Below are 14194 nucleotides of genomic sequence, written 5' to 3' on the forward strand. Positions count from 1 at the left end.
TTTTGCTTAAGCTTGGAGTTTGTTTGAGAACGCAGGCGATCGCGCTGTATTTGCGGCAGCCAGTAGTCCCCACGACAAAACTCAAAAGGAGCGCAGGCATACCCACACTCCTTTTGATTCCTTTGATTCCGTAGATGGGTCAGCCAGCCCAGCGCAGAAGACAGCCAGTTTTGTTGTGCATCCTATCTACGTTCTGGCATTCTAACCAGTCGCTAAGACACGTTCACTAGCGGCTGCTCCAGTGGCTCGGCGGGCAGTGAACTGAGGGCGGCTGCGGTGCTTGAAGCCATCGGAACCGACAGCAGATCGCCCGTGAGCGATTGTGCCAGCAGCCTGCGATAGAGGTCGCTGAGGCGAGCGGCCACTGCGCTCCAGCTAAAGTTTTGCTGGACTCGCAGAGAGGCCTGACGACGCAGACGGTGGGCCCAAAGGTCGTCGCTGAGAATGCGGGCGATCGCCCCTGCAAAGCCGTCCACATCCTGCGGAGCCACCAGCAGCCCCGTTTCCTCCGGCACGACGGCAAACTTTAACCCGCCAACATCCGACGCGACTACGGGCGTGCCGCAAGCCATCGACTCCAGCGCCACCAGCCCAAAAGGTTCAAACTGGCTGGGCACCACGCACACATCTGCGGCGGTGTAATACAGCGGCAGGCGATCGTGTCCGACCTGACCGACAAACTCCGTGACGGCGTATAGCCCCAGTTCGGTTACAAGCGACTGGATGCGATCGCGCTCGGCCAGGCTCTCAGCATCGTCGGCCGCGCCCACCAGCAGCAGCCGCAGCGGTTCTCCTGCCAGGGTATCCATTTGCTGGATTTGGGCACAGGCTCGCACCAGTGTCTCAATTCCCTTGCGCGGGTCAAACCGTCCTACATGCAGCACCACATTTTCCGAGGGCGACAGGCCCAACTGGGCGCGGGCATCGCTGCGCGACATCTGGTGGAACACGTCCAAGTCAGTGCCACCGGGAATCACCTGCACGTTGCCGGGAGTGGCCACCAATTCCCGCAGGGTTTCTTGCTCTTGGGGGCTGGTCGCCACGACGCAGTTTGCGCCGACGAGCGTATGCCGCTCTACGGCCATGCGGTGGTCGGCAACCAGCGGCTTTTGCGCCATGCCTGCGTATTTAACCGCCGCTAGGGAGTGGTAAGTATGAACCAGTTGAATATTGCTCTCTTGCTTCAGTTGCAGCCCCACCCAGCCCGCGAGCCAGTAGTGGGTATGCACCAGCGGATAGTGAAATCCGTCCTTGGTCTGAAACTTGCGAAAAGCTTCGACAAAGGCGGGCATATGCTCCAACAGGCGATCGCGCGGAATAAACTCCTGCGGGCCAGCCACCAGACGAATCGTGCGATGGTGGGGCGAATGCTGCACGATCGTTGGATCGTCGGGATTTGTCTTGCGGGTAAACACGTCTACCTGCCAACCGAGTTTGGCCAGCGCCTCGCTGATTTGGTTTACGTATACCCGGCTGCCGCTGGCTTCCTCGCGCTGAAATTCCAGCGCCGGATCATTGTGAACCAGAATGAGGGCGATCGCCTGCCGCTGGGGCCCAGCAGAAAACGTTGCCCTGGGATGACGCGATTGGGATACGGGAGGGGTCTGGGACATTGCTAACCTCGTAGACTTGGATATCGTACCGGACACCGCAGCCGAGCCAACCCTCTAGCTAGGACAGGATCTTCCTGTCCGGTTGGACTGACCTCACCAGTGAACCATCGGCGAACCGCTAACAATCCTGAAATAAGCCGTGATGTTCGTTAGGGTTCCTTTACACTGCCATATTGTGCCGTGTGGAGCGATTAAACGCTGTATCGAGCGTGCCGCTTTTTAAATTTTTCTCCAGGGGCATTGTATAGAGCAGAGCTACGCCAACGGTGTGCTAGGTCATGACATGAGCGATGTCTCGGAAGGGGTGAACGAAAAAATCAGGAACACGCGAGGGATGAACCGCCTGGAGCCGGCGTATCACCTTGCAATACATCTGCAAGGCAAAATGTCTGTAGCACGAAGGGAAACACGTCAAAGCGTCATCAGTTAGAGCGCCATTATCAGGGGAACTCAGACTACTTCAAGCGCGGGAATTGCGTTCCCGGACTAAAGTGCAAAGAAAGCACGACGCTTTACAAAACTTGCTCTGCAATTTACAAAACCAGAAGCCGATGCGGGCTACCCGCGCCTTGCACTATTGCACCACTTCAGGGTTATAACAGAGCTACAACTCTAAAGCGTCGCACGTTTGAAGGGTTGAGGCTTCGACCTTAGGGAAGAGTTCGTCCCTCAACCCTTGCTATTGGTCAAGGGTTACCCGGCCAGCTTTGGCTGGGGCAGGCTGAAAATGGCCGGACTGGTCAACGTGCGATCGCCCACCAGTTGGCGATAGACCTGCTCATAGCCATCAGTCATGCGCTGCACACTGAAGTTTGCCTGGACGTGATCTCGACAGGCCTGGCGATCGATCTGCGGCACCTGGGCGATCGCCGCCACACACTCCTCCACCGAATGGCAGAGAAAGCCCGTCTTGCCGTGGACAATCACTTCAGACGTGGACCCCAGTTCCATCGCCACGACGGGCGTACCCGCCGCCATTGACTCCACCATCACCAGCCCAAACGGTTCGCGCCAAGTAATGGGGAACAGCGTGGCGATCGCCCCGCCCATCAGCGCATTTTTCTGCTGATGATTGGCCTCGCCGAGATACTGGATCTGTTCGCCATCGATGTGGGGCTTAATCTGCTGCTCATAGTATTCCCGATCCACCGTGTCGATCTTGCCTGCCATCTTCAGTGGATAGCCCGCTTTCTTGGCAATTTCGATGGCGTGATGGGTGCCCTTTTCGGGCGAGAGCCGCCCTAAAAATGCTAGGTAAGGGGGATCGCTCGGCACGGGATGAAACTTGTGGCTTTCTACATCGATGCCGTTGTAGACCGTAGCAACATAGTTCAGCCCCAGGCGCGGCTCTCGCTGCGTGTTGGAAATGCTCACGTAGGGCTGCCGTCGGGCATAGGTGAACATCTTTTCATTGTCGGGTGTAAAGATGCCATGCAGCGTGTGAACGGTCGGCGTTTTGACCAGATTTACATAGGGCAGCGCGGCACAGCCCACATGGGAATGAATGATATCGAATTCATCAGCCCGTTCGTAAACCTGAGCCAGTTCCAACATTTCGTAAATGCCGTATTCTTTCACCGTGTTGTCGAGTCGCAGCGCACGGGGGTGAACCGATTCCAGATCCGCCAGCGTAATCGAATCTCCTGACGCAAACAGGGTGACTTCATGGCCCCGCCGGACTAATTCATCGGTTAGCAAACTCACTACCAACTCCGTACCACCGTAGGTCGTAGGAGGTACTCGTTCCCAAAGCGGGGCAATTTGTGCAATACGCATAATTTGTCTCTCCTTTCACGAACATGGCTAGCCGTTTTGATTGGGCTATTCGGTCTAGGAAATTCGCAGGAATTTAGCAAGAATTCTCAGGAATTTGTGTCTGCAGTGCGCGATAGAAGCAAGCGAGTCGGCAGCATCGGCCGCCAGCGTGATGCCAGTTAAAAAACCGCTTTCCGTAGAAGTTGATCGGCGTGAGTAGATGCAAGGAACCCTGAATCGCAAACCTTAGGCAAGATTAATCACCCACTCTTTGACGAACCGCAACAACAACGGATGGTTCTTTTTTAACGGTCAACATAATGTCTCGTCTTGTGTCGCAACTTTATCAGATGTATACGGCAGATCTACGCCCCCTAAGGAGGATTGAGAAGTTCCTGGAGGCGTAGAACAGAATTTAAGATATATTTACCTTTGAGGCAAGGCGGATATCTCTACCGCTGCGAATACGGATGTCCGAATCGGGCGATCGCCCTGCAATTTTGTTTTAATAGAAACCAAATCTCTGAAAGCCTTCTGCAAAGAGGCTTCTGAGCAGTCGCATTGAACTCAAACAGCCTCGCTGGACGCATTTTGACGGAGCTCATTACAAATACTAATAAGGCAATCAATCGTGTCAATTGCTACCGTTTTGTCCCGTTAAATGACTCGATTTTTTTGCTTTTCGATTCGGTTTATGGTGCGTTTCGCCACTCAATTTTTTGCTTTTCGATTCGGTTTATGGCGCGTTTCGCCGTTTGCCTTGAGGCGTTTGAACTTCTATGGGTTGCGCTGTCTCGAGGCAAAGCTCGGCCAACCCCAAATAGCGGATGCCAGTGGGCGAAATCTCGAATCGACAGGGCAGTACCTCTAACCCCTGGGCGATCGCCCTCCGCAGCAGTTGTCCATAGACCGGATCAGCGCGATCGCCCGGCGAAAACCGAGTGCAGTCGCCTCGATTAATGAAATACAGCATCACCGGTCGCGCCTGGGGCAGCAGCACCGTCAACTCTCGCAGATGCTTTTGCCCCCGTTCTGTCACCGTGTCAGGAAACAGCGCCAAGTCGCCCAGCGCCCAAGTTGTGTTTTTGACTTCGATATAAACGGGTCGCCCATCGGCGGCACCCGTCAGTAAAAAATCGACCCGGCTTTTCTGATCCTGTCCATAGGGCACTTCGCTCTGAATCTGCTGATAGCTGCCCAGTTGTGGAAACAGCCGTGCCTCCAGCGCCGATCGCACGATGCGGTTGGGCAGCGCTGTATTTACCCCTACCCACGTCGGCCCGTTGTCGTGTACTTCAATCAGTTCCCAGGTGTAGGCGAGCGATCGCTTTGGGTTATTGCTGCGCGACACCATCACGCGATTGCCAGGGCAATTCACCCCGGTCATCGGCCCGGTATTGGGACAGTGTGCCGTGACGACCTCGCCGCTCTCTAGCTCAATGTCCGCGAAAAACCGCTTGTAGCGCCTGACCAACACGCCAGACAAAAGAGGCGGATAGGGATAAATCCAGTCCGTTTGCACCACTACCCGCCTTCAGCGATTTGCAGTTCCATTCAAATCGAAAAATCGGGATGACAGGATTTGAACCTGCGGCATCCTGCTCCCAAAGCAGGCGCGCTACCAAGCTGCGCTACATCCCGAAGCGATTTGTCGCCTCTCCCAGTATAGCGGACTGGATCGCTGACTCAGAAGTCGGGGTCACAGATATTTCCACACACTAGATCAAAAGGCGCAAAATTTGTGACAAGGCCCATTAGCCCAATGCTATACTAGTATTCGCCTATAGAGGGCGCTATACGGCGAGCGTAGCCAAGTGGTTAAGGCAGCGGATTGTGGTTCCGCCATTCGTGGGTTCGAGTCCCATCGTTCGCCCTCGAAGCATTCCTTTTTACTGAACTTAGTCTAATCCCTGGAATAGGGTAACCGGGGGCGATCGCCCTGGTTTCGCGTTTCTATCCCACACCCAGCTGAAACTCGTCGAACTTGACCACAGGCGCATCGGGGGTGCGCGTGTCAAAGCGGTAGCTGCTGATGGTGCCCGTGCCTGTGTCGAAAATGGTGAAGGCGGTGATGTCGTTGCTGGAGAGAAATGGCAGCGGCTGCCCGTTGTCTCCGGTTACAGGCGCAAGAGTTGGCATGATGGGTTCCAATCCACCCGGATCGCCCACCGTTACGTAATTCTCCAGGTTGTAGAACTGCGGGTTCAGGTCGGGTAACTTCCGGGGTTGCTGTTCCCAATAGGCTCCGTAGGTATTGCCCACATTGGAGGTTTCCAGCAAGTGCAATCCCGCAGGCGTGCGGAAGCGGTTCCAAACGTGAGAATGCCCGTACAGCACCAGTTGCACCTGCGCCGCCTCCAGCAGCGGCATCACATCTCTCAGCAAATAGTCATCCGACTTGGGATAGTCATAGCGAATCACCGCAGGGCTGCCCTCGGCGTTGCGCTCCACGATGCGAATGGGGTCGGTATAGGGCGGCACGACGTTATCGCCCAGGGTATGGGTTGGGTGGTGCAGCATTACGATTTTGTAGCGAGCCTGCCGAAACTCTGGGCTGCTGAGTTCCTGCTTGAGCCAGTTGTATTGTGGGCTGCCCTTGCGGATTGGTTCAAAGATAATTTGCCCATACCCCCAGTCTTCACGGCTATTGAGCTTGGCTTCGGGTTCGCGGAAGCGCCCCTTGGCAGAGGGTTCCAGGCTAGGCACGCGCCACAGGTTGGTGGCAAACAGCGACACCAGCCGCACATCGCCGATGGTGGTGGCGTAGTAGGTTTCGCCGCCCTCTGGACTCTGGGGCAGGCTGAAGATTTCCTCGTAGGTGTCGGTGCTGAAGGCGGTATTGTTTAGCCCGTCAGGGCCGTAGAGCCGCAGCGCTACCTCGCGGGGAATGGCATCTTCAAATTCACCATTCAAGTTGTCGAGGCGGCCGTAGCGCCCCATGATTTCGTGGTTGCCGATCGCCACGTACATCGGCGCGTGCTGGATGATTTCCCCGCCCGTGTAAACTCGCGTGGTGCCGTTGCGCTCCAGGGCATAGCTGGCGCGACCCTGGAGGCAGGGGAAAAACGCGCCGCCGCGATTGTCGTCAAACCATTCGGAGGCGCGGTCGGGAATGTTCACTGTGTCGCCTGCCAAAAAGACTGCATCGACCTGCCCCACTGTCTCCACAACCTTTTGCAGGTTGGTGGCGGTCATGGGCATACTCTGGTGGTCGGAGGTGAGCAGGATTTTGAGCGGCGTACCGGGCGGCGGCAGAGGAGCGAGGGTGAAGGGGCGGCTGGCGATCGCCCGTGTGAATAGCCCATTGGCCCGCAGGCTGGCGACGCGATAGGGAACGCGCTGCCCCGGCGTTAGTCCCGTCACTTCGGCTTCATGCCGCCAGATGTCGCGGGGGGTGGGCTGCTGATAAACCTGGCCAGGTTCGGTCTGCTGGCCGACGCGCGATCGCTGGTCTTCGCGCACGCGGGATAGCTTTGTGGTGGTGGCGATCGCCCGCTGCTGGAAGCCGTCGCCATACTCCACCCGATGCTCGCCGCCCTCAAACTCGGTAAACCAGACAACGCGCACGCTGGTCGGTGTGGGCAGTTGCAAAAACGGGTCAGTTAGCAGCGGGGCAGCGGGGCGATTGGCGGCGACACAGCCATAGGTCAGCGTCAGGACGAGCAGGATGAGAAAGGGCGATCGCCACTGCCCAACCGAGTTCCATCCCGCATTCCAGTGAATACTTCGGGAAGTATTTCTCAAAGCGTTCCAAAAAGCGTTCCGAAAAGTGTTCTGAAAAACATCCCACGGGAAATTCCAAGGTTGCCATTTGGGGCGCATGATGGGCATAGGGAAAGAGGACACAAAACACCACTACAGAGTAAAACCAGTTCACCCTGCTGTTGCACCCCAATTTTGCCAAATTCATCGCCAAGTCATCGATTTCTTGGCCCTAGTGATTCAAAACTTTTAGCGATTCAACACATCGTTGCGGTGAGCGATAGACCCGACAATTTCTACCACCTCATCAATTAAGGCTTGAGGAACGTCTAGTTCGACCAGCGTGGCGACCAGATCTTCGGCGATCGCATCAAAATGGTGATCCGTTAGCCCCATCTCCGCAACCAGGCTGCTGTGGGCATCTCTCATCGGCCGACCGTTCCAGTGATTAGCCCCCCCAAAGGCGTAGGTCATAAACGCTTTTTGATGGCGCTTTTGCTGTGCCATGTCTGTGTGAGCAAAGAAGTGTTGGACTCGCTCATCGGCCAAAACCTTCTCGTAAAACTTCTCGACCGCTAAATCGACCGCCGCCGCGCCGCCTAGTTTTTCATACAGTGTGTTCATTAGGAATGCCTCTTCTGGCAGGTTGCTTTTAATGTCCCATAAAGTATTTTGGAGAAGCCAAAATATTCAACAATGTTGATACAGTCAATGCTGATACAGCAATTGCCGATGGCAAGCCTGTTTCATCCTCCAATAAGGTAGAGAGAATCGAGATTGCAAGGCTTGGGACGGGTATGGTGAACTCTCGTCGAACAAGGGATCTCAGCGCGCGCAGTCAGAGATCTAAAGATTTAGAATTTAGAACCGTTGTTAGGAGTCAATGACACTAGCAGTCAACTACGACAGAACGGACGCACTCGTAATGCATCTTCCTAGCGTTGAAGGATTTCTCGCGGGTTGCATTCGCAAGAAATCCTTCAATTGCGTAGATGCTAACGGGATCAGCGGCGCATGTCTGCGATGAGAGCGGTGATCGCCTGTTCTACAGCCTGACTCATCAATTCATCCTCGCGGTTTCTATCAGAGCCGCCGCCAATGCCGACAATGGAAACACTAGAAGAGCGATCGCCCGCCGAGCCTCTTCCACGCATTGTGTCAACGATAGCGCCATCTGCTGTACTGATCACACGAGCCGTCAGCGCGACATTGGCAGTGGTTTCCCGCTGCCCTACGCCGATTCCTAAAAATCCACCCCCTGATCTTTCGGTGGACAGATTGAACTCTGTGACCGAACCCATAATCACATAGTCAACGCCGAGTTCGCGGCCGATGGCAACGGCTGTAGACACGTCAGTAACAAAGCCTTGCTGTCTTCCACCGACCATGCTGTTGTCTAGAACGATGTAGTCTCCTTGGTTTACCAGGGCATCGACAATCAAATCGCTGATGCCCGATGCATTTCCCCGTCTCCAGTAAGACCAATAATAGTTAGTGTCGCTGGTCGCAGAATAGTCGAAATCTAGAACCACGACCCGCTGCCGCTCTCGTTTGGTTGCTTCGACTTGAACAGGAGCAGCAGTTGCAGGGGCCGTCAGCTTGAGTAAATCCATTCCCCCGATACACAGAGTTCCAGCAAACAGAATCGCAAGACCAGATTGTAGGTGACTCATTGCTCTTTTGGGCATAGAAACTTAGAGAGTGAATATGGATATCGTGCGTGACGATTATCAGGGCGGGCGATCGCCCTATTCGTTGCTCTGTACGAGGTCAAGCCTGACTGTTGATGACCTGACTGTTGATGATTTGATGATTCAGACCGCAACAGGTTGGGGGGTGTACCTCGACAGGTTTATCATTCCCGAACTAGACTGCCGTTTCACAGGGTTTCTTCTTTAAAGAGACAAGCCTGCTGCCTGGTTCTTTAGCCCTTGCAGTAAAAGGGTCACCGTCAGCCCAAAACGCTGCTTTTGCTAGAGGACAACCCGTGCATTTCGTACTTCAATAGGGTAGGAATCGAGTGCAGGACGGTAAGGCGTAGGGCAGGCATGGTCAACCCTTCCAGAACATCTTCTAGAGCAAAAAAACAGTCGCGGCCGCTGGTGCGCTGGCTGGATCGCGCAATGGCGCTGGTGGTGCTGCTGAACCTGCTGCTGGTCTTAGTGGATACGAGCTATATTCCGCTACGCGACTATTACCTGCGATTTTTTCCGCAGTTCACAGCCTGGTATGGCGAAACCTATAAGGGTATTGAGCCGCATCGGGTCACCGAGGGCTATTTAGAGCAGGCGGCCAAGCTATGGGACGCAGACTTGGGTTCGCCCGAGTCGGACGCGCTGCTGCGAGATTTGCGCGATCGCAGCGATGAGCTAATCGACGAAAACCCCTTCAACCTGGCGGGAAAAACGGGGCAACTGGAGCGCCTGAAGCACCGGATGCGGCGGTTTGTGGGGACGGACTCGTCGCGGCAGGCGTTTCGCACCTTTTGGAGTCGTGCCTATCTGGAGCAGATTGGCGAAGACCGGGCGATCGCCTTTTTTGACCGCGAAATCGAGCCATTGCTCAAGTCCAACTACTATCGCGGTGTTGGCGAAAACGGGCGACCCATCGACCGCTTTTGGCGCATTGACCTCTGGTTTATGGGGCTATTTGCGGTGGATCTGGGCCTCCGGCTGTGGCATCTCTACCATCGCTATCGCCGCACCAACTGGTTTGATGTTATTCTCTGGCGCTGGTATGATCTGCTGCTTTTTTTCCCGATTTGGCGGTGGCTGCGCGTGGTTCCGACGGTGGTTCGGCTAGATCAGTCGGGGCTGTTGCCGATGCGATCGCTCCAAAGTCGCGTCAGTCTGGCGATCGCCAGCTACTTTGCCGTGCAGCTTACAGAAGTCGTCGTGCTGCGGATCATCGAGCAGGCGCAAGAGTTTTTGCGGCAGGGCGGATTGACAAAGCTGCTGCTCAACCCCGACACGCGGATGCGCTACATAGACGTGACAGGTGTAAATGAAGTCGAAGAAATCGCCCGCCAAATCACCCATCTCACCGTGCATCAGGTCTTGCCTGCCCTGCGCCCAGACATCGAAGCGCTGCTGCACTACACGCTGACCAGCGTCTTGGAGCAATCGCCGGTCTATCGGGGTCTTAGCCGGATGCCAGGGGTCAATGCGCTGCCTCACCAGATGAGCGAACGCCTCGTGTCAAATGCGACCCAAACGGCCTATGGCAGCTTGGTGACGGCGCTCGACGACCCCAAAGGCGTAGAGCTAACTCGTAACCTGGTTGATCGGGCGGGTAAAACCCTGCGGCAACAGCTCCACGAAGGCGACACCTCCCGCGAGCTAGAAAACCTGCTGGCCGATCTGCTGGAAGAAATCAAGATTAGCTACGTTCGCCAGATTTCGGAACAGGATATTGAAGCGCTGCGCGACAACAATCGTCATCTGTATGAAATTGCTCAGGCTGGCTTCTTGCCGCCCGATTCGGAACATTCCGATGCATAAGTTTTTGCCGAATAATTTGCCGAATAATTTGCCGGATAAAACGTCGCAATCCGAATTCTGAGGCATGAATCCTGGGCATTAATTCTGTCTAAACATGACATGCTTCAAAGAAATCGCTAAGAATATCTACACATCTTGACAATAGCCAGTGCCCCTCACCAAGCGTACTAAAATGTTAGATCGACTTTGTGTAATGACTGAGGCCGTGAAATAGCCCCCGAAAGTAGCCGTTGAACAGCGCCAGTTAGCCCCGCAAAGCATTTAGATCCCACTTTTAGAGGTTGCTTGGGCGATCGCCCTTTCGACCGATTCCGATTTTTGCCAGGACTTTGCCACCAGTCATGGCAGACATCATCCACGCCAGCTAATTTCTATCCCCTAACCCCCAATCCTTAATCCTTAACCCCTGACCTACCATGAACTCTGCCATTCGGTTTTTAATGTGCCCGCCCGACCACTACGACGTGGATTATGTGATTAATCCTTGGATGGAGGGCAATATCCACAAATCCTCGCGCGATCGCGCTGTGGAGCAGTGGCACGGGCTGTACCACCTGATCAAAGACCGGGCAACGGTGGATCTGGTGAAGCCCCAGGTCGGGGTTCCCGACATGGTATTCACCGCCAACGCAGGGCTGGTGCTAGAAGATAAGGTCGTCCTCAGCCGCTTTTATCATAAAGAGCGCCAGGGCGAGGAGCCGTTTTTCAAGGCCTGGTTTGAAGAACAGGGCTACACGGTTTATGAACTACCCAAGGACTTGCCCTTTGAGGGGGCGGGCGATGCCCTGCTGGATCGGGAAGGACGCTGGCTGTGGGCGGGCTATGGCTTCCGCTCGGAGCTAGATTCCCACCCGTTCTTGGCGAAATGGCTGGATATCGAAGTGCTGTCGCTGCGGCTGATGGACGAGCGCTTCTATCACCTCGACACCTGCTTTTGCCCGCTGACGGACGGCTATCTGCTCTATTATCCGCCTGCGTTTGATGCCTATTCCAACCGCCTGATTGAGATGCGCGTGCCCGCCCACAAGCGGATCGCTATTGAGGAAGCCGACGCGGTGAACTTTGCCTGCAACGCGGTCAACATCGACCGGGTCGTCATTATGAACAAGGCCAGCGACGGTCTGCGCCAGCGGATGCAAGATCTGGGCTTTGTGCTGTTGGAAACGCCGCTGACGGAGTTTATGAAGGCGGGCGGTGCGGCCAAGTGTCTGACGCTGCGGGTGACGGAGCCGCTGGAGCCGCTGCACCAGGCGATCGCCGCTGTGGAGAGCCGCGTGATTCAGCTAGAAGGACACCTGCTCGATTCTGGCCTGATTAACAACGCGCTAGATCTAATCGTGGAGAGCGGCGGCAGCTTCCAGGTGCTGAACTTCCGCCTGGGTGAACAGCGCCAGAGTACGTCGGCGGCGGAGGTGAAGGTGTCGGCTCCCTCCCACGACGTGATGGAGAGCATCATGTCGGGCTTGATCGACATGGGCGCAGTGCCTCAACCCCAAGAAGTTTGCGACAACCCGCTAGAAACCGTGACGCAGGACGGCGTTGCGCCCGATGATTTCTACGTCACCACGATTTACCCCACGGAGGTGCGGGTCAATTGCGAATGGGTGCGCGTGCAAAACCAGCGCATGGACGGGGCGATTGTGGTGTCGCAAACGCCGGAGGGTCCGAGGGCAGAGTGCAAGCTGCTGCGAGATCTGCGGGTGGGCGATCGCGTCGTGGTGGGGGTCGAGGGCATCCGCACGGTTCGCAAGCCCGATGCCCGCGACAGTCGCAACGGCAGTGGCTCCAGCGACAAGGAATTCAGCTTTATGGGGTCGGGCGTGTCGAGCGAGCGCCGTGTCGAGCTGGTGGTCGAGCAAATCGCCTGGGATCTGCGCCGGATTCGCGACCAAGGCGGCAAGGTCGTGGTGGTGGCTGGCCCCGTGGTGATTCACACGGGCGGCGGCGAACACTTGGCGCGATTAATCCGCGAGGGCTATGTGCAAGCGCTGCTGGGCGGAAATGCGATCGCCGTTCACGATATTGAACAGGCAATGATGGGCACGTCCCTCGGCATGGACATGAAGCGCGGCGTGTCGGTGCGCGGCGGCCATCGCCACCACCTGAAAGCCATCAACACCATCCGTCGCTGCGGCAGCATTGCCAACGCGGTAGACCAGGGCGTGCTGACCAGCGGTATCTTCTACGAGTGCATCAAGCACCAGGTTCCTTTTTCGCTGGCGGGGTCGATTCGCGACGACGGCCCCCTGCCCGACACGCAGATGGACTTGATCAAAGCTCAGGCAGAATATGCTGAGCTAATTCGCGGCGCAGACCTGATCCTGATGCTGTCCTCCATGCTGCACTCTATCGGCGCGGGCAACATGACCCCCGCAGGGGTGAAGATGGTCTGTGTAGACATCAACCCGGCCGTGGTGACGAAGCTGAGCGATCGCGGCTCGGTGGAATCAGTCGGCGTGGTGACGGATGTGGGCCTGTTCCTCAGCTTGCTGAACCAGCAGTTGAGCAAGCTCACCAGCCCCTACCGCATCGCTCAGATGGTCTAAGAATCGGAGGGCGATTCCCGTCGGGAAAGTGCGCCACACTGCTGGCGCAAATGCTTCGCGAATCGCGCTCCCCGTTCTACCAGCCAGGAACCCTGCTGCTCCCAATGCCCATGTCTATGCCCCATCCGCTGACCATTCATGCCTCCGGCAGTGGCTACCCGGTGCTTTGTCTGCACGGACATCCCGGCGCAGGCAGCAGCATGGGCGTGTTTACCCAGCATTTGGGGCAGCGATTTTGGGCGATCGCCCCTGATCTGCGCGGCTATGGCCAGAGCAAGGTGACGCAGCCGTTTGTGATGGCGGATCATCTCACCGATTTGGAAGCGCTGCTGGATCGGCTCCAGATTCAGCGCTGTCTGGTGCTGGGCTGGTCGCTGGGGGGCATTTTGGCAATGGAACTGGCGCTGCGGCTGCCCGAACGGGTTAGCGGGCTGATCCTGGTGGCGACGGCGGCCCATCCCCGCAGCAGCCATCCGACGATTTCCTGGCAGGACAATCTGCTGACGGGGGTGGCGGCGCTGATTAATTCCTGGCAGCCGGGAAACCGCTGGAATATTGAGCTATTTGCCAAGCGATCGCTGTTTCGCCACCTGATCCAGCAGCACACGCGCACGGCCTACGAGTACATTGCCGCCGATGCCGTGTCTGCCTACCTAAACACGTCGCAGGCGGCGACTCGTGCCCTCAACCAGGCCATTCGCGCAGGTTACAACCGCGTGCCGGATTTGCCCAACATTCGAGTTCCATCGCTGATGCTGGCGGCAGAGGGCGATCGCCATATCACGGCGCTTTCCAGCGAGGAAACCGCCCGCAAACTGCCCAACTGCGACTGGCGCTGCTACGCCCAGGCGGCCCACCTGTTTCCGTGGGAAATCCCTCAGCAAATGCTGCAAGACATAGATGAATGGCTGGCGCGACATCCCGAAGTGGTTAGCCCTTCTGCGCCATTGGCAAACCCGCAAAGCTCCTGAAATCAGGAGTCATATCTATTCCTCTGAATGACACTACGAGCGAAATTTCTGCAAATTCCGCAGACGGTTGACTGACAATCCAAAATCCAAAACCCAAAATCCAAAAT

9 protein-coding genes and 2 tRNA genes are annotated in these 14194 nt (G+C 56.3%); 4 read left to right on the forward strand and 7 right to left on the reverse strand.

The window, feature by feature from the left end; translation table 11 throughout:
• Positions 1-212: 212 nt before the first annotated feature.
• From IGS16_RS19985 to IGS16_RS20000, 4 genes are all read right to left on the reverse strand, one after another.
• Complete coding sequence (locus IGS16_RS19985; protein WP_297088488.1) at positions 213-1613, reverse strand: glycosyltransferase; 1401 nt, start codon at positions 1611-1613, stop codon at positions 213-215.
• A gap of 693 nt (positions 1614-2306) precedes the next feature.
• Positions 2307-3389 (reverse strand): glycosyltransferase family 4 protein, encoded by a 1083-nt coding sequence (locus IGS16_RS19990; protein WP_297088489.1) that lies wholly within the window; start codon positions 3387-3389, stop codon positions 2307-2309.
• Between the two features lie 715 nt (positions 3390-4104).
• Complete coding sequence (sfsA, locus tag IGS16_RS19995) at positions 4105-4890, reverse strand: DNA/RNA nuclease SfsA (protein ID WP_297088801.1); 786 nt, start codon at positions 4888-4890, stop codon at positions 4105-4107.
• A gap of 45 nt (positions 4891-4935) precedes the next feature.
• Positions 4936-5009, reverse strand: a tRNA-Pro gene (locus IGS16_RS20000).
• A gap of 159 nt (positions 5010-5168) precedes the next feature.
• Between IGS16_RS20000 and IGS16_RS20005 the strand changes: the two genes are divergently transcribed.
• Positions 5169-5241 (forward strand) — tRNA-His (locus IGS16_RS20005).
• Positions 5242-5321: 80 nt separating this feature from the next.
• On the opposite strand, the gene IGS16_RS20010 is transcribed toward IGS16_RS20005, so the two are convergent.
• From IGS16_RS20010 to IGS16_RS20020, 3 genes are all read right to left on the reverse strand, one after another.
• Positions 5322-7037, reverse strand: coding sequence for a metallophosphoesterase (locus IGS16_RS20010; protein WP_367185838.1), 1716 nt, complete (start codon positions 7035-7037; stop codon positions 5322-5324).
• A 282-nt stretch (positions 7038-7319) separates the two neighbouring features.
• Complete coding sequence (locus tag IGS16_RS20015) at positions 7320-7694, reverse strand: group 1 truncated hemoglobin (RefSeq protein ID WP_297088494.1); 375 nt, start codon at positions 7692-7694, stop codon at positions 7320-7322.
• Positions 7695-8074: 380 nt separating this feature from the next.
• A complete protein-coding gene (locus tag IGS16_RS20020) occupies positions 8075-8743 on the reverse strand; it encodes a CsgG/HfaB family protein (RefSeq protein ID WP_297088496.1) in 669 nt (222 codons plus the stop codon).
• A 375-nt stretch (positions 8744-9118) separates the two neighbouring features.
• Between IGS16_RS20020 and IGS16_RS20025 the strand changes: the two genes are divergently transcribed.
• The 3 genes from IGS16_RS20025 (at position 9119) to IGS16_RS20035 (ending at position 14087) form a co-directional block, all read left to right on the forward strand.
• Positions 9119-10570 carry a hypothetical protein gene (locus tag IGS16_RS20025; protein WP_297088498.1) on the forward strand — a complete coding sequence of 484 codons (1452 nt, stop codon included), beginning with the start codon at positions 9119-9121 and terminating at the stop codon, positions 10568-10570.
• A gap of 416 nt (positions 10571-10986) precedes the next feature.
• Entirely contained in the window at positions 10987-13116 is a 2130-nt protein-coding gene (locus tag IGS16_RS20030; protein WP_297088500.1) for a TIGR00300 family protein, read from the forward strand.
• A 104-nt stretch (positions 13117-13220) separates the two neighbouring features.
• Positions 13221-14087, forward strand: a complete 867-nt coding sequence (locus IGS16_RS20035) for an alpha/beta fold hydrolase (protein ID WP_367185839.1) — start codon at positions 13221-13223, stop codon at positions 14085-14087.
• Positions 14088-14194 lie beyond the last annotated feature (107 nt).

It is taken from the genome of Thermoleptolyngbya sp. C42_A2020_037 (assembly GCF_015272455.1).
In the GTDB taxonomy this organism is placed as follows: domain Bacteria; phylum Cyanobacteriota; class Cyanobacteriia; order Elainellales; family Elainellaceae; genus Thermoleptolyngbya.